This is a genomic window from Azotobacter salinestris, assembly GCF_009363155.1.
Lineage (GTDB): Bacteria > Pseudomonadota > Gammaproteobacteria > Pseudomonadales > Pseudomonadaceae > Azotobacter > Azotobacter salinestris.
This window is the reverse complement of sequence record NZ_CP045302.1, coordinates 498,777-521,668: the sequence shown is the minus strand read 5'-3', so window position 1 is coordinate 521,668 and position 22,892 is coordinate 498,777. Positions and strand designations below refer to the sequence as shown.

Sequence of the window (22,892 nt, the reverse complement as noted above, 5' to 3'; positions counted from 1 at the left end):
GTGGCGGCGGCCGTGTCCGGCTGTGAAGCCGGTCACGGCCGCGGCTGTCAGTCGAACTCCAGCCAGATCGGCGCATGGTCGGAGGGCTTGTCCATGGCGCGCAGCTCGTAGTCCACGTCGGCCGCGCGCAGGCGCGGACGCAGGGCACGGGAGGTGAGGATCAGGTCGATGCGCAGGCCGCGCCGGGGCTCGTCCTCGAAGCCGCGACTGCGGTAGTCGAACCAGCTGAAGCGGTCGCAGACCTCCGGGTGCAGCTCGCGGAAGCTGTCCTGCAGGCCCCACTCCTTGAGCCTGGCCATCCATTCGCGCTCCTCCGGCAGGAAGCTGCACTTGCCGGTGCGCAGCCAGCGCTTGGCATTCTCCGCACCGATGCCGATGTCGCCGTTCTCCGGGGCGATGTTGAAGTCACCCATCAGCGCCAGGGGCTGTTCGGGATCGAAGCGGCTCTCCAGCAGGGCCTGCAGGTCGGCGTAGAAGCGCGTCTTGGCGGGAAACTTCAGCGGATGGGCGCGGCTCTCGCCCTGCGGGAAGTAGCCGTTCATCACGGTGACCGGCTGCCCGGCGGCATCGGCGTAGACGCCCCAGATGAAGCGCTTCTGGGAGTCCTCGCCGTCCTCGGGAAAGCCCTTCTGCACTTCCAGCGGCGGCTGCCGGGAGAGCAGTGCGACCCCGTAGTGGCCCTTCTGTCCGTGGTAGTGCACGTGATAGCCCAGCGCCTGGATCGATTCGAGCGGGAATTGCTCATCGGCGACCTTGGTCTCCTGCAGGCCGATCACGTCCGGTCGATGCTTGTCGATGAGCGCTGAAAGCTGGTGCGGGCGGGCGCGCAGGCCGTTGATATTGAAGGAGACGATCTTCATGGAGGGCTGCCGGTTCGAATCGGAGGCGCCATGCTAGCCGATCGCCGCGCGGCCGGGCCAGTCGCCTGGCGACCCCCGGGAGCCGGTGCTAACGTGCAGGAAGGGGAAAACGAACCGCCGCCAGGAGGCCCTGCCCATGACCGCGCCTGCCGAAGTCCGCCTCATCGACGGGGGTTATCTGCGCGAGTCCTGCTCGCTGCTTTACCAGGCCTATCGCCATACGCCGACCTTCGCCTACCTGTTCGAGGCCGACCGTCCCGGCTACGAGCAGCGGGTGCGCGCCACCGTGCGCGAGCTGCTGGGCCGCCACTTCGCCGATGACCTGCCGACGCTCGGCCTGCTGCTCGGCGAGCGGCTGATCGGTGTGGCGCTGATCTCCCCGCCGCAGCGCCGGCTGGAGATCACCGAAAGCTGGAGCTGGCGGATGCGCATGCTGCTCACCGCCGGATTCCGCTGCACCCGGCGCTATCTGGATTACCACGAGGCGGTGATCGCCTGCCTGCCGCCGGGCGCCTACCACATGCTGCCACTGATCGGCGTGCGTCCGGAGTTCCAGGGCTGGCACTACGGCGAGCAGCTGCTCGGAGCCCTGCACCGCTGGTGTGCCGGAGACAGCAACTCCCGCGGCATCGTGCTCGACACCGGCGATCCGCACTATCTGGACTTCCTCCATCGCCAGGGCTACCAGGAGATCGGCCAGGTCGAGCTGGGCCCGGTTCACGAGCACATCCTGATCCATCCCAACCCGCAGCCGCTGGTGGGAGTGGGGGCCTGAGCCCCCGCCAGTGCCGTGTAAACGCTCGGTAAGGGCGGTCGGAGTACACGAGCAGCCGTGCTAGCATCGTTGCGCATGAGAGTTTCGATCCATACAGGGATGTTCCTGGGGCTGTTGCTCGGTGGTTCCGCGGTGTTCGCCGAGGCGCGCCTGGAGGTGCAGGTCGAGCCGGCCAGGGCCAGCCTGCGGAGGAATATCGAGGGCTACATCGGCGAGCTCGGCGAGCGCGACGAGCAGGCCCTGCGCCGTCTCGCCCCGGCCGCCGAGGCCCAGGCCCGCAGCGCGGCCGAGGCGCTCGGCTACTACCATGCGCGGATTTCCAGCGCGGTGCGCCCCGGCGATCCGCCGACCCTCATCCTGCGCGTGACGCCCGGCGAGCCGGTGCGCCTGCGCCGCGTGGACATCCGCATCGAGGGGCCGGCGGCGCAGCTCGAAGCGTTCCGCCTCCCGCAGGGCTCCCGCCTCAGGCCCGGCGCCCAGCTCAACCACGGTCGCTACGAGAGTGCCAAGAAGCTGATCCAGAACCAGGCCTCGCGCTTCGGCTTCTTCAACGGCCGCTTCAGCCGCCAGCGTCTGTTCGTCGACCCGGCCGCCGGCGTCGCGGACATCGAGCTGGTCTATGTCAGCGGGTCGCGCTACCGGCTGGGGGAGGTGGTCTTCCAGGGCGAAACCCCGTTCGACGAGGCGTTCATGCGGCGCATGGTGCCCTTCGAGGGAGGCGCGCCCTACGATTCCGATCTGATCGCCAAGCTGCAGCAGAACCTTCAGGCGCCCGGCTACTTCGAGGGCGTGCGGGTCGATGCCAACCCCACCGGCGCCCGCGGCGACCTGGTTCCCGTGGTGGTCCAGTTGCAGATGCGCAAGCCGCGCAGCTTCGGCATCGGCGCCGGCTTCTCCACCGACGTCGGTCCGCGCGGCCGGGCCAACTGGACGCGCCACTGGGCCAACCCCCAGGGCCACAACTACGGTGCGGAGATGGAGCTGTCGCAGCCCAAGCAGAACGTCGGCCTCTGGTACGACATCCCCCTCGATCCGCCGATGACCGACAAACTGCGCTTCGTCGGCGGCTACCAGTACGAGGAGCTGGCCGACACCGACACCCGCAGCCGCCTGCTCAAGATCGGGCCCGAGTGGCACCGCCGGCTGGACAACGGCTGGCAGCAGGTGTTTTCGCTGAAATGGCAGAACGAGGACTTTCGCCTCGGCGACGACAATGGCCAGAGCACCCTGCTGCTGCCGGGCGTGGCCTATTCCTACCTGAACAGCGACCATCCTCTCGATCCGAGCCGGGGCTATCGCCTGCAGGTGGAGATGGCCGCGGCCAGCGAAAGCCTGCTGTCGGACGCCAACCTGATCCACAGCGCCGTCATGCTCAAGGGGCTGACCACCCTGGCGGACCGGCACCGCCTGCTCGGCCGGCTGCAGCTCGGCGGCAACTTCACCGACGAATACGTCACGGTGCCGCCGTCGCTGCGCTTCTTCGCCGGCGGCGACCAGAGCGTGCGCGGCTACGAGTACCAGACGCTGTCACCGACCAACTCCGACGGTGACCACGTCGGCGGCCGCTACATGATCGCCGGCAGCCTGGAATACCAGTACTCGCTGATGGGCAAGTGGCGCATCGCCACCTTCGTCGACCAGGGCAACGCCTTCAACTCGCTGGGCTCCTCCAACGTCAAGACCGGGGTGGGCTTCGGCGTGCGCTGGGTATCGCCGGTCGGACCGCTGCGCGTGGACGTGGCTCACGGCATCGACGACAACACTTTTCGCCTGCACTTCTCCATGGGACCGGAATTATGAAGGGCCTGAGACTGGCACTGTACGGCCTCCTGCTGGGACTGGCGTTGATATTGGCCGCGCTGGCGGCGCTGCTCGGCACTGGCGCCGGTAGCCGCTGGCTGCTCGGGCGGGTGCCGGGGCTGCAGGTGGAGGACTTTTCCGGGCGTCTCGCCGGCACCTGGCAAGCCGAGCGGCTGGACTGGCGCCAGGGCGAGCGGCGCGTCGAGCTGAGCGACGTCGAATTCGCCTGGCGCCCGAGTTGCCTGCTGGGGCTGAGCCTCTGCGTGGACCGCCTGGTCGCCGCGCAGGTGAGCCTGGAGCTGCCGCCGGGCAAGGAGGAGACAGCGGCAGAAGGACCGCTGCAACTGCCGGAGCTGAAGCTGCCGCTGCAGATCCGCCTGGTCGAGGCACGCGTCGGCCGGTTGCTGCTGAACGGCGGCGAACAGGGGCAGGATCTGCAGCTCTCGGCGCACTGGACTGCCGAGGGACTGCGCATCGACAGGCTCGAGGCCCGGCGCGACGACCTGAGGCTGGACCTGCAGGGCCACCTCGTGCCCGCCGGCACCTGGCCGCTGACCGCGGGCGGTAGCCTGCGCCTGCCGGCACCGGAGGGCCAGTCCTGGAACCTCGACCTGCAGGTGGAGGGCGATCTGCAGGGCAGCCTGAGCGTGCAGGCCGACAGCCAGGGCTATCTGAGCGGGCGCTTGAGCGGCGCGCTCCGGCCGCTCGCCGAGCATGTCCCGGCCAGCCTGACCCTGACCGCCGATGGCTTCAAGGCGGCTGCCGAACTGCCCGATACCCTGCGCCTGCAGCGGCTCGAGCTCAGTCTCGACGGCGACCTGCAGAAGGGCTATGCCCTGAAGGGCGACGCCAGCTTGCCGGGCGAGGGCGGTGATGTGGCGCTGGCCCTGCGCGGGCAGGTGACGGCCGAGGGCGCGGAGCTTGCGAGGCTCCGGCTGGACGCCGGCGACAAGCGGCGGGTCGATCTGTCCGGCCGTCTGGACTGGCGCGAGGGGCTAGCCGGCGAGCTGCGCATCGCCTGGCGGGACTTTCCCTGGCGGCGGCTCTACCCGGCCATCGAGGAGCCGGCGGTGAGCCTCAGGCGCCTCGATGGCGAGCTGTCCTACCGGGACGGCGGCTATCTCGGCAACTTCGCTGCCGCCCTCGAAGGACCGGCCGGTCCCTTCACCCTGGCCAGTCCGCTGAGCGGCGACCTCACCCAGCTTCACCTGCCGCAACTGCAGCTGGTCGCCGGCCAGGGGCGGGCGCAGGGCGTGCTCGGCCTGCGCTTCGCCGACGGCATCGGCTGGAACGCCGACCTGCGGCTGAGCGAGTTCGATCCCGCCTACTGGCTCGCCGAGCTGGGCGGCCGCCTCGGCGGGCCGCTGAAGAGCCAGGGGTCGCTGCGCGACGGCCGCCTGCAGCTGGACGCCAGCGTCGACCTTTCCGGGCAGCTGCGCGGCCAGCGGGCGCGCCTGCTGCTCGAGGCGAAGGGCGCGGACGACGCCTGGGAGCTGGCGAAGCTCGACCTGGCGCTCGGCGCCAACCGCGTCCATGGCAGCGGGCAGCTCGACGAGCGCCTCAGGGGCCGGCTGGAGCTGGCCTTGCCGCAGCTGGGCCAGCTCTGGCCGGGCCTGCAGGGCAGCGCCAGCGGCCGCCTCGATCTCGCCGGCACCCTGGCGGCCCCGCAGGGCCGGCTCGACCTGAACGGTCGTCGGCTGCGCCTGGGCGAACGGCGCCTGGACAGCCTGACCCTGGCCGGCAATCTCGATGCGGCCCAGCGCGGCCGCGTGACCCTGGATGCCGGTGGCATTCAGCTCGGCGCCACGTCCTTGGGCCGGCTCCAGGTGCTGGGGCAGGGCGACCGGCGCACGCAGAGCCTGACCCTCGACCTCGACGGCCCCGAGTTGGAGCTGGCATTGGCGCTCGACGGCCGCCTGGAGGAGCTGGCCCAAGGCTGGAACTGGCGCGGCCGGCTGAGCCGCGGCGAGGTGCGCAGCCATGGCCAGGACTGGCGCCTGCAGGAGCCGGCGCGCCTCGAGCGCCTGGCCAGCGGCCGGGTGAACCTCGGTGCGCACTGCTGGCGCTTCGGTTCGGCGAGCCTCTGCGGCGAGGATCAACGGCTGCTGCCCGACCCCCGTCTGAATTACCGGCTGCGCAACTTCCCGCTGGAAAGCCTGGCCGCCTTGTGGCCGCAGGGCTTCGCCTGGCAGGGCCGGCTGAACGGCGATCTGCAGCTCGAGCTGCCGGACGCCGGGCCGCACGGACAGATTCGTCTGGATGCCGGCAACGGTGTGTTGCGCCTGCGCGAGAGGGACCGCTGGCAGGAGTTTCCCTACCGCGAGCTGCTGCTCGACAGCCGTCTGCAGCCGAGCCGCATCGACGCCAGGCTGGCCTTCAGCGGTGCGCAGCTGGGCGAGCTGGAACTCAATGCGCAGATCGACCCGCGCGGCCGGGACAAGCCACTCTCCGGTCAGTTCGCCCTGCGTGGGCTGGAGCTCGGGGTGCTGCGTCCCTTCGCCGCGCCGGTCGAGGAGCTGGACGGCACGCTCGACGGCAGCGGCACCCTGCGCGGCACCCTGTTGCAGCCGCAGATCGACGGCCGCCTGCAGCTGCGCGACGGGCTGGTGGCCGGCAGCGAACTGCCGATCCGCATCGAGGACCTCGCCCTGCAGGCGCAGATCGCCGGCGACAGCCTGCGCCTGAACGGTGGCTGGCGCAGCGGCGAGCGCGGTCGCGGCAGCCTGGACGGCACCCTGGACTGGCGCCAGGCGCCGGAGCTGGAGCTGCGCATCCGCGGCAGCCGTCTGCCGGTGACCGTGCAGCCCTATGCCGAGCTGGAGGTGGAGCCGGACCTGCAGGTGCGGCTGGCCGGGAGTGCGGCCGATCGGCAGCTGGCCCTGAGCGGCACGCTGGGGGTGCCGCGCGGGGCGATCACCCTGCGCGAGCTGCCGGCCTCCACCGTCCGCGTCTCCGAGGACGCCGTGGTGGCCGGCCGCGAGGTCAAGCCCCGTCGCCAGCTGGCCATGCAGATGGACATCGATGTCGAGGTCGGCCGGGACAAGCTGACCTTCAGCGGTTTCGGCCTGAACGCCGAGCTGGCCGGCCACCTGCACATCGGCGACAACCTCGACACCCGCGGCGAGCTGAGGCTGGAGAACGGCCGCTACCGCGCCTATGGCCAGCGCCTGGACATCCGCCGGGCGCGCCTGCTGTTCATCGGTCCGATCGACCAGCCGTATCTGGACATCGAGGCGATCCGTCAGGTCGACGACGTGGTCGCCGGCCTGCGGGTCGCCGGCAATGTCCTGGAGCCGCGCACCGACGTGTTCAGCGAGCCGGCGATGAGTCAGGAGCAGGCCCTGTCCTACCTGCTGCTGGGCCGCGCGCCGGGCCGCGCCGACGGTGGCGACAGCAACCTGCTGGCCCGCGCCGCGCTCGGTCTCGGCCTGGCCGGCAGTTCCTCGATCACCGGCAGCCTGGCGGAGAACCTGGGCATCGAGCAGTTCGAGCTGGGCACCCAGGGCAGCGGTTCGGAAACCAGCGTGGTGGCCAGCGGCAAGCTGTCCGACCGCCTCAGCCTGGTCTACGGGGTCGGCGTATTCGAGCCCCTGAACAGCATCGCCTTGCGTTACCAACTGACCCGCCGGCTGTACCTCGAGGCGGCCAGCGGGCTGGCCAGTTCGCTGGATCTCTTCTACAAGCGGGATTTCTGAACGGAGCGGTACGGGCGATTTCAGCGAAATCGTGCGTACTGGACCGCTTCATGCTTCCATTGTCGGCTCAATCCGTCGCGCAACAACAACGAAGGAGCCTTCGATGGAGTCCATCCACAACCTGGTCAATGGCCTCAACGGCCTCGTCTGGGGAGCGCCGATGCTGGTGCTGATTCTCGGCACCGGTCTTTTTCTTCTGCTCACCCTGCGCTTCATGCCCTGGCGGCGGCTGCCGATGGGCTTCGCCCTGCTCTGGCAGGGACGCGCCAGGGGCTCGGGTGCGAGCGGCGAGATCAGCCCCTTCGAGGCGCTGATGACCGGCCTGGCGGCCACCGTCGGCACCGGCAACATCGCCGGGGTGGCTACCGCGATTTTCCTCGGCGGCCCCGGCGCGCTGTTCTGGATGTGGTGCACCGCGCTGGTCGGCATGGCCACCAAGTATTGCGAGGTGGTGCTGGCGGTGCATTATCGCGAGCGCGACGACCGCGGCGAGCACGTCGGCGGGCCGATGTTCGCCATCCGCAACGGCCTGGGCCCGAAGTGGGCCTGGCTGGGCGGCGCCTTCGCCGTGTTCGGCGGACTGGCCGGTTTCGGCATCGGCAACATGGTGCAGGTCAACAGCATGGCCCACGCCCTGGAGGACAGCTTCGGCGTGCCGATGTGGAGTTCCGGCCTGGCGGCCATGGTGGTCACCGCGTTGGTGATCCTCGGCGGCATCCGGCGCATCGGCAGGGTGGCCGAGGCTCTGGTGCCCTTCATGTGCCTGGCCTACATGGCCGCCGCGCTGGTGGTGCTGGTGGTGAACGCCGAGGCGATTCCCGGTGCCTTCGCGCTGCTCTTCGAGCACGCCTTCAGCCCGGTGGCCGCCACCGGCGGCTTCGCCGGCGCGGCGGTGATGGCGGCGATCCGCTATGGCGTGGCCCGCGGCGTGTTCTCCAACGAGGCGGGACTCGGCACCGCCGGCATCGCCCAGGCTGCCGGCACCACCACCAGTTCGGTGCGCTCCGGGCTGATCGGCATGCTCGGCACCTTCATCGACACGCTCGTGGTCTGCACCCTGACCGGCCTGGCGATCCTCAGCTCCGGCGTCTGGACCAGCGGCAAGAGCGGCGCGGCGCTCTCCGCGGCGGCCTTCGAGTCGGCCATGCCGGGCTTCGGCGCGGCCATCCTCAGCCTGGCCTTGGTGACCTTCGCCTACACCACCATCCTCGGCTGGAGCTATTATGGGGAGAAGTGCTGGGAATTCCTGTTCGGCACCCGGGCGATCCTGCCGTTCCGGGTGATCTGGGTGGCGGCCGTGCCTTTTGGGGCCATCGCCCAGCTGGATTTCGCCTGGCTGGTGGCCGACACCCTCAACGGCCTGATGGCCATCCCCAACCTGATCGCGCTGCTGCTGCTGAGTCCGGTGGTGTTGCGGCTGACCCGGGAATACTTCGCGGAGCAGCGGGAGACGGCACAGGGGCCCGCATCCGGCTGATCGCCGAAGCGGCCGCCGCTCCGCTCCCACGACAAGCTCCCGGACGCCTGCGCCACCGCCTGCTCAGGGGCGCGCAGGCATCCGCTCCCGCCTGCGCGGCAGCGCCATCTTCTTCTCCCGGCAGCGGCCTGTCCGGCTTCGCAAGGCGCCCGTTTCGCGATGCACGGATAGCGGTAGTGTCACGTTGCTGCGGGCGTCTCGGCCCATTCCGACAGGCGCGGGTGCGAATAACGTAAAAGACCCGTAAAGGCCCTTTGCTTGGTTGAAGCGACTACTTATCGTTCAGCCTCCCTTGAAAGTGGTTGTCCGTCATGTCCGAGTCGAACCTGAATCCTCCTTTCCCCGCTCCCCGCCGTCGCTGGCTCTACGGGGTGCTGGCGGCCCTCGTCGCCGCCGCGCTCGCCGCCTGGTGGCAGTGGCCCGCGCTGTCCGGCCTCTGGACAGCGTCCGCTCCGGCGGCGGGCGGTCCCGCTGCGGGCGGACCGGGGATGGGCCGGCCGGGCGGTGGGCGGCCGGGAGGTCCGGGCGGCCCCGGCGGTCCCTTCGGCGGGCCGGTGCCGGTGCGCGTCGGCGAGGTGCACCAGGGCGATTTTCCGGTCGAGCTCAGGGCGCTGGGCACCGTGACTGCCTACAACACGGTGAACGTGCGCTCGCGGGTGGATGGCGAGCTGATCAAGGTGCTGTTCCGCGAGGGGCAGCAGGTCAAGGCCGGCGACCTGCTGGCGGTGATCGACCCGCGTCTGTACCAGGCGGCGCTGAAGCAGGCCGAAGGCACCCTGCAGCAGAACCGTGCGCAATTGCGCAACGCCGAGATCGACCTGGCCCGCTACAAGACCCTGTACGCCGAGGACTCCGTCGCCAAGCAGACCCTCGACACCCAGGAGGCGCTGGTCGCCCAGTACCAGGGCACGGTGCGCTCCAACCTGGCGTCGGTCGAGGAGGCCAAGGTCAACCTGGAGTACACCCAGGTGCGCGCGCCCATCGCCGGGCGTCTCGGCCTGCGTCAGGTGGACGTCGGCAACCTGGTCAGCAGCGGCGACACCACGCCGCTGGTGACCATCACCCAGACCCTGCCGATCTCGGTCAGCTTCACCCTGCCCGAGGGCGAGCTGCCGCAGGTCCTCGAGCAGGTGCAGGCCGGCCAGCGCCTGGCCGTGGAGGCCTGGGACCGCAGCGAGCGCAACCGCCTGGCCGTCGGCGAGCTGGAAAGCCTGGACAACCAGATCGACCTGACCACCGGCACCGTGCGCCTCAAGGCGCGCTTCGAAAACATCGAGCAGCGCCTGTTCCCCAACCAGTTCGTCAATGTCCGGCTGCGCGTGACCACCCGCGAGCAGGCCACGCTGGCGCCGGCGGCGGCGCTGCAGTTCGGCTCCCAGGGCACCTTCGTCTACGTGGTCGGCGAAGACAGCAAGGTGGAGCTGCGCTATGTGACGGCCGGCCCTGGCGACGGCACCACGACCCTGATCGAGCTGGGCCTGAACGCTGGCGAGCGGCTGGTGCTGGAGGGCACCGACCGCCTGCGCGACGGCGCCAGGGTCGAGGTGATCGACGACAAGCGCACGGCCGTCGGCGAGGCGACCAGCCCCGCACCGGCCGGCCGGCCGCAGAGAGCGAAGCCCGACGCATGAACATCTCGCGCCCCTTCATTCTCCGTCCGGTCGCCACGACGCTGATCATGGTGGCGATCTTCCTCTGCGGGGTGATCGCCTACCGCCTGCTGCCGGTTTCCGCGCTGCCCGAGGTGGACTATCCGACCATCCGCGTGATGACCCTCTATCCGGGCGCCAGCCCGGAAGTGATGACCAGCGCGGTGACCGCGCCGCTGGAGCGCCAGTTCGGCCAGATGCCGGGCCTCAAGCAGATGTCCTCGACCAGCTCGGGCGGCGCCTCGGTGATCACCCTGCGCTTCAGCCTGGAGGTGAACCTGGACGTCGCCGAGCAGTCGGTGCAGGCGGCGATCAACGCGGCCAGCAACCTGTTGCCCGACGACCTGCCGACGCCGCCGGTGTACAACAAGGTCAACCCGGCCGATACCCCGGTGGTGACCCTGGCGGTCACCTCGGCGACCATGCCGCTGCCGCAGGTCAACGACCTGGTCGATACCCGCATGGCGCAGAAGCTGGCGCAGATCACCGGCGTCGGCATGGTCAGCCTGGCCGGCGGCCAGCGCCCGGCGGTGCGCATCAAGGTCGATCCGCAGGCGCTCGCCACCTACGGCCTGAACCTGTCCGACGTGCGTTCGCTGATCACCGCTTCCAACGTCAACCAGCCCAAGGGCAACTTCGACGGCCCGACCCGGGTGTCCCAGCTCGACGCCAACGACCAGCTGAAATCCGCCGACGAGTACCGCAACCTGATCCTCGCCCACCAGAACGGCGCGACCCTGCGCCTGAAGGATGTCGCGCGGATCGTCGACGGCGCCGAGAACGAGCGCCTGGCCGCCTGGGCCGACCGCAACGCGGCGGTGTTGGTGAACATCCAGCGCCAGCCGGGGGCCAACGTCATCGAGGTGGTCGAGCGCATCCAGGCGCTGCTGCCGCAGATCGCCGCGACCCTGCCGGCCAGCCTCGAGGTAATCCAGCTCACCGACCGCACCCAGACCATCCGCGCCGCGGTGCGCGACGTGCAGTTCGAGCTGGTGCTGGCGGTGTGCCTGGTGGTGCTGGTGACCTTCGTCTTCCTGCGCAAGCTGTCGGCCACGGTGATCCCGTCGATCGCCGTGCCGCTGTCTCTGATCGGCACCTTCGGGGTCATGTACCTGGCCGGCTTCTCCATCAACAACCTGACGCTGATGGCACTGACCGTCGCCGCCGGCTTCGTGGTCGACGACGCCATCGTCATGCTGGAGAACATCGCCCGCCATCTGGAGGAGGGCGCGACGCCGCTCGAGGCGGCGCTGAAGGGCGCGAAGCAGATCGGCTTCACCCTGATCTCGCTGACCTTCTCGCTGATCGCCGTGCTGATCCCGCTGCTGTTCATGGCCGATGTGGTCGGCCGACTGTTCCGCGAGTTCGCCATCACCCTGGCGGTGTCGATCCTGATCTCCCTGCTGGTCTCGCTGAGCCTGACGCCGATGATGTGCGCGCTGTTCCTCAAGCCGGAAGAGCCGGCGGAGCGCCAGGGCCGCTTCTACCGTGCCAGCGGCGCCTGGATCGAGGCCCTGATCGCACGCTACGACGTCGCCCTGCACTGGGTGCTGCGCCACCAGGGGCTGACCCTGCTGATCGCCGTGGTCACTCTCGGCCTCACCGTGGTGCTCTACCAGGCGGTGCCCAAGGGCTTCTTCCCGGTCCAGGACACCGGAGTGATCCAGGGCATCTCCGAGGCGCCGCAGAGCATTTCCTTCCGTGCCATGAGCGAGCGCCAGCAGCGCCTGGCCGAGGTCATCCTGCAGGACCCGGCGGTGGCCAGCCTGTCGTCCTACATCGGCGTGGACGGCGACAACGTCACCCTCAACAGCGGACGCCTGCTGATCAATCTCAAGCCGCATGCCGAACGCGATGTCACCGCCAGCCAGGTGATCGAGCGGCTGCGCCCGCAGCTGGCCACGGTGTCGGGCATCCAGCTGTTCCTCCAGCCGGTGCAGGATCTGACCATCGAGGACCGGGTCAGCCGCACTCAGTTCCAGTTCAGCCTGGAGTCGCCGGACGGCGACCTCCTGGAGGAGTGGACGCCGCGCCTGGTCGAAGCGCTGGACGACCTGCCGGAGCTGACCGACGTGGCCAGCGATCTGCAGAGCCGCGGCCTGCAGGTCTACCTGAACATCGACCGCGACGCCGCCTCGCGCCTGGGCGTGACCGTCGCCGCCATCGACGATGCGCTCTACGATGCCTTCGGCCAGCGGCAGATCTCCACCATCTATACCCAGGCCAACCAGTACCGGGTGGTCCTGGAGAGCCGTGCCGTCGACAGCCTCGGCCCGGCGGCGCTGGACGAGGTGCACGTGGCCAGCGCCGAGGGCGGCCAGGTGCGCCTGTCGTCCCTGGCGCGCGTCGAGGAGCGGGCGGCGGCGCTGCTGATCAACCACATCGGCCAGTTCCCGGCGGTGACCCTGTCGTTCAACCTGGCGCCGGGCGTCTCGCTCGGCCAGGCGGTGGCGGCGATCGAGCGGGTGCAGGAGGAGATCGGCCTGCCGGGTGGCATCGAGAGCCGTTTCCAGGGCGCCGCCGAGGCGTTCCGCGCCTCGCTGTCGAGCACCCTGCTGCTGATCCTCGCCGCCGTCGTCACCATGTACATCGTGCTTGGCGTGCTTTACGAGAGCTACATCCACCCGATCACCATCCTCTCCACGCTGCCTTCGGCGGCGGTGGGCGCGCTGCTGGCGCTGCTGCTCTCCGGCAACGACCTGGGACTGATCGCGATCATCGGCATCATCCTCTTGATCGGCATCGTCAAGAAGAACGCGATCATGATGATCGACTTCGCCCTGGAGGCCGAGCGCCATCAGGGCATGGAGCCGCAGGCGGCGATCCACCGGGCGGCGCTGTTGCGCTTCCGGCCGATCCTGATGACCACCCTGGCCGCGCTGTTCGGCGCCATCCCGCTGATGTTCGCCACCGGCTCCGGCGCCGAGCTGCGCCAGCCGCTGGGCCTGGTGTTGGTCGGCGGGCTCCTGCTCAGCCAGTTGCTGACGCTGTTCACCACGCCGGTGATCTACCTCGCCTTCGATCGCCTGTCGCGGCGTCTGGTGGGCCGCAGCGCGGCGGGGGTGGCGATATGAGCCTCAAGCCGTTTGGTGGGGGAGCCAATTCATTGGCGATTTGCGTTGCACCTGTCGCAAATGAATGTGCTCCTGCGGGGTGGGCCGCATGAACCTCTCCGCCCCCTTCATCCTGCGTCCGGTCGCGACCCTGCTGCTGAGCCTGGCGATCCTCCTGCTCGGCGCGGTGAGCTTCGGCCTGCTGCCGGTGGCGCCGCTGCCGAAGATGGACTTCCCGGCGATCACCGTGGAGGCCACCTTGCCCGGGGCCAGTCCGCAGATCATGGCATCCAGCGTGGCGACGCCCCTGGAGCGGGCGCTGGGCGGCATCGCCGGAATCAGCGAGATGACCAGCCGCAGCAGCCAGGGCAACACGCGGATCATCATTCTCTTCGACATCGGCCGCGACATCGACGCCGCCGCCCGCGAGGTGCAGGCGGCGATCAACGAGGCGCGCAACCTGCTGCCCAGCGGCATGCGCAGCATGCCCACCTACCGCAAGGTCAACCCCTCGCAGGCGCCGATCATGGTGCTCTCGCTGACCTCGCCGGTACTCGACAAGGGCCAGCTCTACGACGTCGCCTCGACCATCGTGGCGCAGAAGCTGTCGCAGGTGAGCGGCGTCGGCGAGGTGCAGGTCGGCGGCAGTTCGCTGCCGGCGGTGCGGGTCGAACTGGAGCCGCGCTTGCTCGACCAGTACAACATCGGCCTCGACGAGGTGCGCGCCGCGATCAATGCGGCCAACGTGCGCCGGCCCAAGGGTGCCGTGGAGGACGGCGAGCGTCACTGGCAGGTGCAGGCCAACGACCAGCTGATGCGCGCCGCCGACTACCGGCCGCTGGTGATCCGCTACCAGAACGACGGTCCGGTGCGCCTGAGCGACGTGGCCAAGGTCCACGACGGCGTGGAGGACCGCTACAACAGCGGCTTCTACAACGACAAGGATGCGGTGCTGGTGATCGTCAACCGCCAGGCCGACGCCAACATCATCGAAACCATCGCCGAGATCCGCGCCCGGCTGCCGGCGCTGCGCGCGGTGATCCCGGCCAGCGTCGAGCTGGAGGTGGCGATGGACCGCTCGCCGGTGATCCGCGCCACCCTGCACGAGGCCGAGCGCACCCTGTTGATCGCGGTGGGGCTGGTGATCCTGGTGGTGCTGGCCTTCCTCGGCCACTGGCGCGCCGCGTTGATTCCGGCGCTGGCGGTGCCGGTGTCGCTGGTCGGCAGCTTCGCGGTGATGTATCTGTGGGGGTTCTCGCTGAACAACCTGTCGCTGATGGCGCTGATCATCGCCACCGGCCTGGTGGTGGACGACGCCATCGTGGTGCTGGAGAACATCGCCCGGCACATTGAGGACGGCGAGAAGCCGCTGGCGGCGGCGCTCAAGGGCTCGCGCGAGGTAGGCTTCACCCTGCTGTCGATGAACCTGTCGCTGGTGGTGGTGTTCCTGTCCATGCTGTTCATGGGTGGCATCGTCGAACGGCTGTTCCGCGAGTTCTCCATCACCCTGGCAGTGGCCATCCTGATCTCTCTGGCGGTCTCGCTGACCCTGACGCCGATGCTCTGCGCGCGCTGGCTCAAGCCAGAGACCGGGACGCGTGCGCCCGGTCGCCTGCAGCGTTTCTCCGACTGGCTGCAGGCGCGGGTGCTGGCCGGCTACGCGCGCAGCCTGGACTGGACCCTGCGGCACTCGAAGCTGATGCTGTTCGGCCTACTGGCGACCATCGCCCTCAACGTCTACCTCTATGTCGCGGTGCCCAAGACCTTCCTGCCGCAGCAGGACACCGGCCAACTGATGGGCTTCATCCGCGGCGACGACGGGCTGTCCTTCCAGGTCATGCAGCCGAAGCTGCAGGAGTTCCGCCGGGCGTTGCTGGCCGATCCGGCGGTGCAGAGCGTGGCCGGCTTCATCGGTGGCAAGGGCGGGATCGGCAACGCCTTCATCATCGTGCGCCTGAAGCCGATCGCCGAGCGCCGCCTCTCCGCCCAGCAGGTGATCGATCGCCTGCGCCGGAACCTGCCGAAGGTGCCGGGCGGCCAGCTGTTCCTCATGGCCGACCAGGACCTGCAGTTCGGCGGCCGCCAGGGACGCAGCTCGGAGAACGAGTACGTGCTGCTCTCCAGCGACCTCGACCTGCTGCGCACCTGGCTGCCCAGGGTGCGCGAGGCGATGGCCGCGCTGCCGCAGCTCACCGACCTCGACAGCAACGTAGGCGAGGGCGCCCAGCAGATTCGCCTGGTGGTCGACCGCGAGAGCGCCAAGCGTCTGGGCGTGGACATGAGCATGGTCACCACGGTGCTGAACAACGCCTTCAGCCAGCGGCAGATCTCCACCATCTACGACGAGCTCAACCAGTACAAGGTGGTGATGGAGATCGACCCGAAGTACGCCCAGTCCCCGGAGGCGCTGGACATGGTCCAACTGATCACCGACGACGGGCTGCGCGTGCCGCTGTCGGCCTTCGCCCGCTGGGAGCGCAGCCTGGAGGAGGACCGGGTGCAGCACCAGGGCCAGTTCGCCGCGGAGAACATCGGCTATTCGATCGCCCCCGGCTACAGCGCCCTGGAGGCCAGCCAGGCGATCCAGCAGGCGGTGGCGCGGCTCGGCCTGCCCACCGACGTGCAGGGCATGCTCGGTGGCACCGGCGGTGCGCTGATGCAGGCGCAGAAGGCCCAGCCGCTGATGATCCTCGGCGCGCTGGTGGTGGTGTACATCGTCCTCGGCATCCTCTACGAGAGCTACGTCCACCCGCTGACCATCCTCTCCACGCTGCCCTCGGCGGGCGTCGGCGCGCTTTTGGCGATCGAGCTGGTCGGCGACCAGTTCAGCCTGATCTCGCTGCTCGGCCTGTTCCTGTTGATCGGCGTGGTGAAGAAGAACGCCATCCTGATGATCGACCTGGCGCTGCAGCTGGAGCGCCAGGAGCGGCTCAGTCCGCTGGAGTCGATCCGCCGCGCCTGCCTGCTGCGCTTCAGGCCGATCCTGATGACCACCCTGTCGGCCATCCTCGGTGCCCTGCCGTTGCTGCTGGATACCGCCGAGGGCGCGGAAATGCGCCGGCCGCTGGGGATCGCCATCGTCGGCGGCCTCGTTCTCAGCCAACTGCTCACCCTTTACAGCACGCCGGCGGTCTACCTGTTCTTCGACCGCCTGCGCCACCGCTTCAACCGCTGGCGCGGCGTGCACAGCGATGCCGCCCTGGATACCTCGTTATGACCGCAACCGTTTTAGCCGTTCGACCGAACCGCCTGGCCTGGTCGGTGACGCTCGCCCTGAGCCTGGCCCTGACTGGCTGCACCCTCGGCCCGGACTATGAGCGTCCGCAGCTGGCCACCCCGGACAGCTTCAAGGAAGGCGAGGGCTGGAAGCTCGCCACGCCGGCCGACGAGGCCGAGCGCGGTCCCTGGTGGGAGATGTACGGCGATCCCCTCCTCAACGACCTGATGCGCCGGCTGGACGAGTCCAACCAGACCGTCGCCCAGTCGGTCGCCCAGTACCTGCAGGCGAAGGCGGCGGTGCGTGCGGCGAAGGCGGACTTCTTCCCGACCGGACGGGTCACCGTCGACGAGACCCGCTCGTCGACGGCCAGCGGCGGCGGCGGTACGTCGCGCCTGCCCGACGGCTCCACGGTGAGCTCCGGCGGCGGTGGCGGCGACATCTCCAACAGCTACAACGCGGTCAGCAACATCAGCTGGGAGCTGGACTTCTGGGGCAAGATGCGCCGCCAGCTGGAGTCGGACCGCGCCGGCCTGCAGGGCAGCGCCGCCGATCTCGCCGCGGTACGCCTCAGTCAGCAGTCCACGCTGGCCCAGAGCTACCTGCAACTGCGCGTGCTGGACGGCCAGCGGCGCCTGCTCAGGGCCACGGTGGAGGCCTACGCACGCAGCTTGCGCCTGACCGAAAACCAGTACCGCGCCGGCATGGTCACCAAGTCCGACGTGACCCAGGCGCTGACCCAGCTGAAGAGTACCGAGGCGCAGTCCATCGACCTGGACTACCAGCGTGCCCAGCTGGAACACGCCATCGCCGTGCTGATCGGCATGCCGCCGGCCGAGTTCGCCCTGGCCGAGGTGGAGACTCTGCCGGCGCTGCCGGAAATTCCCACGCTGCTGCCGTCGCAGTTGCTCGAGCGGCGTCCGGACGTGGCTGCGGCCGAGCGCGAGGTGATCTCCGCCAACGCCCTGATCGGCGTGGCCAAGGCGGCCCGCTTCCCGACCTTCAGCCTGAGCGCGGCCGGGGGGTATCGTGCCAGCCACACGGACGACTGGTTCGAGCAGGACAACCGCTTCTGGAACATCAGCCCGGAGATGGCCCTGACCCTGTTCGACGGCGGCCTGCTGCGCTCCCAGGTGGATCGGGCGCGGGCCACCCACCAGCAGGCGGTGGCGACCTACCGGCAGACCGTGCTGGACAGCTTCCGCGAGGTGGAGGACTACCTGGTGCAGCTGAGCGTGCTGGAGCGCGAGAGCCAGGCCCAGCAGGAGGCGGTGGAGGCTGCCCAGGAATCCCGCCGGCTGATGGAGAACCAGTACAAGGCCGGTACCGTCGACTACACCAGCGTGGTCGACGTGCAGACCGCGGCGTTGACCAACGAACGCACCAGCCTGACCCTCCTGAGCAACCGGCTGACCGCCAGCGTGCAGCTGATCGCCGCGCTCGGCGGCGGCTGGGACAGTGTCGAGCTGGACAATCTGGAAAGGCTCGACGAGCGACTGGAGCAGGCACAGGCAAGGCAGGAAGAGGATTGACGGCCTCTGGCGATGACGGGATGCGCTTGCGGTTAGAATGCCGTCCCGCATAGGGGGTGTTGGCGTTTTGGCGTAGGCCGCGACGGCAGCCCGTTTGGCGCAGAACAAGGAGCGAGGAGAGAAGTTTGGTCGCTCCAAATGAGCGACGAGCGACGCCGTGCTGCGCCAAACGGGCTCCGTCCCTACGGGTTGCGCGGCAAATGCCGCCATGCGGCGTTGCAGGGCTTGGCAAGGGAATGACCATTGCCGGCGCCCTGCGCCTTGCCTGGCGGCATTTGACGCGGCAACGCGGCTCACGCCAAAACGCCAACACCCCCTAGGACCTGCCCCATGCCGCTTCGCCTTCTCCTCCTCGTGCTCCTGGCGCTTGGCGCCGTGGCGCGGGCCGAAGAGCTCTCGTACCGCCGCGACGTCCAGCCGATCTTCACCGCCAAGTGCCTGGCCTGCCATGCCTGCTACGACTCGCCCTGCCAGCTCAACCTGGGCAGCGGCGAGGGCGCGCGGCGTGGCGCCCACAAGCTGCCGGTCTACAACGGCCTGCGCACCGAGGCCCAGGAAACCACCCGGCTGTTCCTGGATGCCGAGGGCGAGGCGGCCTGGCGGCGCAAGGGCTTTCACTCGGTACTCGAAGCCGGAGGCCAGGCGGCGCTGATGGCGCGCATGCTGGAGCTCGGCCGCAACCGGCCGCTGATACACAACGCCTTGCTGCCGGAGGACCTGGAGATCGGCATCGAGCGACGGAACAGCTGTCCGCTGCCCGGCGAGTTCGCGGCCTTCGCCCGCGACAATCCCCTGGCCGGCATGCCTTTCGCCGTCACCGGCCTGACCGACGGCGAATATGCGACCCTGCGGAAATGGCTGGCGCAGGGCGCGCCAGTCGACGAGGCGCTGCTCGCGCCGTCGCCGGCCGAGGCGGCACAGATCGCCGACTGGGAGCGGCTGCTGAATGTGCAGGACAAGCGCTTCCGGCTGGTCGCCCGCTGGCTGTACGAGCACCTGTTCCTCGCCCACCTGCATTTCGAGGGGGGCGCACCGGGGCACTTCTTCCAGTTGGTGCGTTCGCGCACGCCTTCCGGCCAGCCGGTCGAGCCGATCGCCACGCGGCGTCCGAACGACGATCCCGGCAGCGATTTTTACTACCGGTTGCGGCCGATTTCCGACGTGATCGTGCACAAGACGCACATCACCTATCCGCTCGGCCCGCAGAAGCTGGCGCGGGTGCGCGAGCTGTTCCTCGCCGGCGACTGGCAGGTGGCGGAGCTGCCCGGCTACGGCGCCCAGCGCCGCGCCAATCCGTTCGAGACCTTCGCGGCGATTCCGGCGCAGGCGCGCTACCGCTTCATGCTGGACAACGCCGAATACTTCGTGCGTACCTTCATTCGCGGTCCGGTATGTCGTGGCCAGATCGCCACGGACGTGATCCGCGATCACTTCTGGACGCTGTTCCAGGCTCCCGAGCGGGACCGCTATCTCACCGATGCAGAGTACCGCGAGGCGGTGACGCCGTTGCTCGCGCTGCCCGGCCAGCTCGACGACATCGCCAGTCTGTGGAGCCTCTGGAGCACCTACCTGGAGCGCTTCAGGCGCTACGAGAGCCTGCGCAGGCAGGCCTACGCCGAGCATCCGGCCGAGTGGTCGGATCTGTGGGCCGGCAACGACAACGCGCTGCTGACCATCTTCCGCCAGCACGACAGCGCCTCGGTGCGCAAGGGGCTGGTCGGGGCCGTGCCGCAGACCCTGTGGCTGCTGGATTTCCCGCTGTTCGAGCGGACCTACTATCAGTTGGTGGTGAACTTCGACGTGTTCGGCAACCTCTCCCACCAGTTGCAGACACGCCTGTATTTCGACCTGATCCGCAACGGCGCCGAACAGAACTTCCTGCGCCTGCTGCCGGCCGACTCGCGCCAGGCGATCCTCGACAGCTGGTACGAGAACAGCGGCCAGCTCAAGCTCTGGCTGGCCTATACCGAGGTCGACGGCAAGACCCCTTCGGCACTCGGCCTGCCGCAGCGCGAGCCGATCCGCAGTTTTGCCGAGCTCCTGCTGGGGCGACACACGGCGATCAATGCCCGGCCCGATCCGATCAACCGTTGTCGCTCGGCGCATTGCCACCGTCCCGGTGTGGCGCGGGAGCTGCAATACGCCGAGCAGGCCCTCAGCCGGCTGGCCGGTCGGCCCGCCATCAGCCTGCCGGTGGTGCTCGCCTTGCCGGAGGCCAGTCTGCTGCGCATCGAGTACGGCGAGGGGCGGCGGGAGATCTACAGCTTGCTGCGCAACCGCGCCCACAGCAATGTGGCGTTCATCTTCGGCGAGCATCTGCGCCACAAGCCGGCACTGGATACCCTGACGTTCTATCCGGGGGTCATGAGCAGCTACCCGAATTTCCTGTTCAACGTCCGCGCCGACGAGGTGCCGGAGTTCGTCGCGGCGCTGGAGCAGGCGAGGGTGGGGGCGAGCTTCACGGCCGTGGTCGAGCGCTGGGGCATCCGCCGCAGCCATCCGGAGTTCTGGCGCCATTTCAACGATCTCTCGGCCTGGATGAGGGAAACCGAGCCGCTGGAGGCCGGGGTGCTGGACATGAACCGCTACCGGAATCTGTGAACCGGCACGTCTGTATCGGATCTTCCGGACTAATCCGACAATCACACTAGGACTTTATCCCCTCGGGTGCTTGGCGTACACTCGAAGCCATATTCGCGAGGAGCTGCCATGAGCGCCATCACCATCACCGACGCCGCACACGACTATCTGGCCGAATTGCTGGCCAAGCAGAGCGGCACCGACATCGGTATCCGCATCTTCATCACTCAGCCCGGCACGCCCAGCGCCGAGACCTGCATCGCCTACTGCCGGCCGCACGAGCGGCACCCGGACGACACCCCCCTGGCGCTGAAGAGCTTCACCGTGTGGATCGACGCCGTCAGCGAGCCCTTTCTCGAGGACGCCGTCGTCGACTATGCCAGCGATCGCATGGGTGGCCAGCTGACCATCAAGGCACCGAACGCCAAGGTACCGATGATCAGCGAGGACAGCCCGCTGGGCGAGCGGGTCAACTATTACCTGCAGACCGAGATCAATCCGGGTCTGGCCAGCCACGGCGGACAGGTGAGCCTGGTGGACATCGTCGAGGAAGGCGTCGCCGTACTGCGTTTCGGCGGTGGCTGCCAGGGCTGCGGCATGGTCGACATGACGCTGAAGGACGGCGTGGAGAGGACCCTGCTGGAGCGCATCCCAGACCTCAAGGGCGTGCGCGACGTCACCGACCACAGCAATCGGGAAAACGCCTATTACTGACCGATGGTTGGTGGCGGGAAGGCATGAAAAAGGCGGCCATGGCCGCCTTTCGTTTGCTTGTTGTTTTGCGAGGGATGCGTCCTGCCGATTCGGCCCGTATGTCGCACCCTGTCGCGAAGCCCTGCCGGGACAAGGCTCCATCATGTATCGGATGGCTCAGTCGGGCATGTTCCAGGGAGCCAGGTTGAAGCCTTGGCGGGTCAGTTCCTGGCGGGTTTGCTGGATGACGGCGGCGAGTTTCTTCGGGTCGGAATAGGTCGAGCAGGGAATGCGCTTGTGCCCCAGGGTGCGCGTATTGGCGCGATCCACGACGGTCAGGTTCAGCTCACTGTTGATTTCCTGGGTCCAGGCGATGCATTGCAGGGGTTTGAACGCGCGGTTGGCGATCAGAAGGGCTTCGTTGAAACGGAGCGGGTTGGTCATGGATCGATCCCTCTTTGAGTACCATGATGAGGCCGTCTGATGCGGCCGTTTTGTCTTTCAGGCAAAGCCATGTCACGTGAGCGTGACAGGAGTCTGGAACTTGCCTGGGCTAACGGATTCCTTCCGCTGCCCTGAAACTCACATGACAGAATGAAGTATAGGCCGGTGTCGCAAGTTTGATACAGATTTTTCCGACGAATGTCAGCCCAGCGTATCCGCCTGGCGATAGAGCAATAGAAGTTTGCGGGTAATGGTGTTCTGGATGTCGATCCGCTCGAAGCTGGACAGGTGGCTGAGCTTGCTGACCTGCAGGCGGTGCAGGTGAAGATAGGGCAGCTGCTGGCCGAATTCGCGCAGGTCTCCCTTGATCAGGATGGGCAGGAATACGTCGCCGAGCTTCTTCTGGTTGCTGATGATCTGCGCCAGCGCCTGCTTGAAGGGCATGCTCTTTGGAATCGATTCGCCTTCCTTCAGGTGCTTGGTCAGCAGCAGACCCGGTCTGCCGAATACCCGGCCGGGCAGGATGAAAAGGCCTGTCGGACGGACGGCTAGGGAGTCGATGCCGTGCAGGGTGTCATGGAAGGCATAGGGATTGGGCAAAACCACCATCTTCCGGCCGAGATCGGCCGGGAAGTGCAGGTTGTAGTTGGTGTACAGCTGGCGTACCGACTCCGAATAGACGCACAGCCGGTTCTCGAACAACTGGATGAAGCGCTCGGCCAGTTCGCGGCGGGCAATGTGGTCCAGTTCCCATACCAGGTCGGGGTTGACCGGTTTGCTGAAATCGACTTCCTGATGCTTCATGCTGCTCATGCGTGGCTCTTTCTCGCGATCTGGTGACGAAGCTGCCGAGTGGGCGGAAGGATCCTGGCAAGCAAGCGGTTCGGTGAGCATTTCTGCAACCGCGATTCCGCCTTGGCGATCTGCACGTGAATTGGTACCCGCGTCCACAGCACTCCAGGTTGCCATCATAATGCCAAGAGAATATGTCTCAACCGTTGTTGAACTTCATACATTGAAGTTGCGGCACCACTCGTTTCGCTCTGCTAGCATGCCGGCCCGCAAGGCGAGGGCGGGCATCCGTGTTGCCGTTCCCCTCGGCGTGCGACTTCGTTGG

General features: G+C 68.4%; 13 protein-coding genes. 10 read left to right on the top strand and 3 right to left on the bottom strand.

What is annotated here, in order from left to right; translation table 11 throughout:
* Positions 1 to 47: 47 nt before the first annotated feature.
* A complete protein-coding gene (gene xthA, locus GCU53_RS02470; RefSeq protein WP_152386214.1) occupies positions 48 to 860 on the bottom strand; it encodes an exodeoxyribonuclease III in 813 nt (270 codons plus the stop codon).
* Between the two features lie 136 nt (positions 861 to 996).
* Between xthA and GCU53_RS02465 the strand changes: the two genes are divergently transcribed.
* The 10 genes from GCU53_RS02465 to nfuA all read left to right on the top strand — a co-directional run bounded on the left by GCU53_RS02465 (position 997) and on the right by nfuA (position 21,352).
* Positions 997 to 1,635: a GNAT family N-acetyltransferase gene (locus tag GCU53_RS02465; RefSeq protein ID WP_152386213.1), complete on the top strand. Its 639-nt coding sequence runs from the start codon at positions 997 to 999 to the stop codon at positions 1,633 to 1,635.
* 75 nt (positions 1,636 to 1,710) lie between these two features.
* Positions 1,711 to 3,435: an autotransporter assembly complex protein TamA gene (locus tag GCU53_RS02460; RefSeq protein ID WP_167520021.1), complete on the top strand. Its 1,725-nt coding sequence runs from the start codon at positions 1,711 to 1,713 to the stop codon at positions 3,433 to 3,435.
* Positions 3,432 to 7,130: a translocation/assembly module TamB domain-containing protein gene (locus tag GCU53_RS02455; protein ID WP_152386212.1), complete on the top strand. Its 3,699-nt coding sequence runs from the start codon at positions 3,432 to 3,434 to the stop codon at positions 7,128 to 7,130. Before GCU53_RS02460 ends, GCU53_RS02455 begins: the two co-directional genes overlap by 4 nt.
* Before the next feature lie 103 nt (positions 7,131 to 7,233).
* Positions 7,234 to 8,607, top strand: a complete 1,374-nt coding sequence (locus GCU53_RS02450) for an alanine/glycine:cation symporter family protein (RefSeq protein ID WP_152386211.1) — start codon at positions 7,234 to 7,236, stop codon at positions 8,605 to 8,607.
* 311 nt (positions 8,608 to 8,918) lie between these two features.
* The gene (locus GCU53_RS02445; protein WP_152386210.1) at positions 8,919 to 10,238 is read left to right on the top strand and encodes an MdtA/MuxA family multidrug efflux RND transporter periplasmic adaptor subunit; all 1,320 of its coding nucleotides are present in this window, start codon (positions 8,919 to 8,921) and stop codon (positions 10,236 to 10,238) included.
* Positions 10,235 to 13,330, top strand: a complete 3,096-nt coding sequence (locus GCU53_RS02440) for an MdtB/MuxB family multidrug efflux RND transporter permease subunit (protein ID WP_152386209.1) — start codon at positions 10,235 to 10,237, stop codon at positions 13,328 to 13,330. The genes GCU53_RS02445 and GCU53_RS02440 overlap by 4 nt, the downstream gene beginning before the upstream one ends.
* An 88-nt stretch (positions 13,331 to 13,418) precedes the next feature.
* Positions 13,419 to 16,526 (top strand): efflux RND transporter permease subunit, encoded by a 3,108-nt coding sequence (locus GCU53_RS02435; RefSeq protein WP_152386208.1) that lies wholly within the window; start codon positions 13,419 to 13,421, stop codon positions 16,524 to 16,526.
* A complete protein-coding gene (locus tag GCU53_RS02430; RefSeq protein ID WP_152386207.1) occupies positions 16,523 to 18,058 on the top strand; it encodes an efflux transporter outer membrane subunit in 1,536 nt (511 codons plus the stop codon). Before GCU53_RS02435 ends, GCU53_RS02430 begins: the two co-directional genes overlap by 4 nt.
* Before the next feature lie 330 nt (positions 18,059 to 18,388).
* Complete coding sequence (locus GCU53_RS02425) at positions 18,389 to 20,659, top strand: fatty acid cis/trans isomerase (protein ID WP_152386206.1); 2,271 nt, start codon at positions 18,389 to 18,391, stop codon at positions 20,657 to 20,659.
* A gap of 108 nt (positions 20,660 to 20,767) precedes the next feature.
* On the top strand, positions 20,768 to 21,352 hold the full coding sequence (gene nfuA, locus GCU53_RS02420) for a Fe-S biogenesis protein NfuA (protein ID WP_152386205.1): 585 nt from the start codon (positions 20,768 to 20,770) through the stop codon (positions 21,350 to 21,352).
* Between the two features lie 156 nt (positions 21,353 to 21,508).
* Here the strand turns inward: nfuA and GCU53_RS02415 are convergent, their stop codons facing one another.
* Positions 21,509 to 21,775, bottom strand: coding sequence for a hypothetical protein (locus GCU53_RS02415; protein WP_152386204.1), 267 nt, complete (start codon positions 21,773 to 21,775; stop codon positions 21,509 to 21,511).
* 201 nt (positions 21,776 to 21,976) lie between these two features.
* The gene (locus tag GCU53_RS02410; RefSeq protein ID WP_152386203.1) at positions 21,977 to 22,588 is read right to left on the bottom strand and encodes a hypothetical protein; all 612 of its coding nucleotides are present in this window, start codon (positions 22,586 to 22,588) and stop codon (positions 21,977 to 21,979) included.
* Between the last annotated feature and the right edge of the window lie 304 nt (positions 22,589 to 22,892).

Excerpts from the sequence above, each read along its gene's own strand:
- xthA (WP_152386214.1), bottom strand. The coding sequence starts at position 860 with ATGAAGATCGTCTCCTTCAATATCAACGGCCTGCGCGCCCGCCCGCAC.
- GCU53_RS02465 (WP_152386213.1), top strand. The coding sequence starts at position 997 with ATGACCGCGCCTGCCGAAGTCCGCCTCATCGACGGGGGTTATCTGCGC.
- GCU53_RS02460 (WP_167520021.1), top strand. The coding sequence starts at position 1,711 with ATGAGAGTTTCGATCCATACAGGGATGTTCCTGGGGCTGTTGCTCGGT.
- GCU53_RS02455 (WP_152386212.1), top strand. The coding sequence starts at position 3,432 with ATGAAGGGCCTGAGACTGGCACTGTACGGCCTCCTGCTGGGACTGGCG.
- GCU53_RS02450 (WP_152386211.1), top strand. The coding sequence starts at position 7,234 with ATGGAGTCCATCCACAACCTGGTCAATGGCCTCAACGGCCTCGTCTGG.
- GCU53_RS02445 (WP_152386210.1), top strand. The coding sequence starts at position 8,919 with ATGTCCGAGTCGAACCTGAATCCTCCTTTCCCCGCTCCCCGCCGTCGC.
- GCU53_RS02440 (WP_152386209.1), top strand. The coding sequence starts at position 10,235 with ATGAACATCTCGCGCCCCTTCATTCTCCGTCCGGTCGCCACGACGCTG.
- GCU53_RS02435 (WP_152386208.1), top strand. The coding sequence starts at position 13,419 with ATGAACCTCTCCGCCCCCTTCATCCTGCGTCCGGTCGCGACCCTGCTG.
- GCU53_RS02430 (WP_152386207.1), top strand. The coding sequence starts at position 16,523 with ATGACCGCAACCGTTTTAGCCGTTCGACCGAACCGCCTGGCCTGGTCG.
- GCU53_RS02425 (WP_152386206.1), top strand. The coding sequence starts at position 18,389 with ATGCCGCTTCGCCTTCTCCTCCTCGTGCTCCTGGCGCTTGGCGCCGTG.
- nfuA (WP_152386205.1), top strand. The coding sequence starts at position 20,768 with ATGAGCGCCATCACCATCACCGACGCCGCACACGACTATCTGGCCGAA.
- GCU53_RS02415 (WP_152386204.1), bottom strand. The coding sequence starts at position 21,775 with ATGACCAACCCGCTCCGTTTCAACGAAGCCCTTCTGATCGCCAACCGC.
- GCU53_RS02410 (WP_152386203.1), bottom strand. The coding sequence starts at position 22,588 with ATGAGCAGCATGAAGCATCAGGAAGTCGATTTCAGCAAACCGGTCAAC.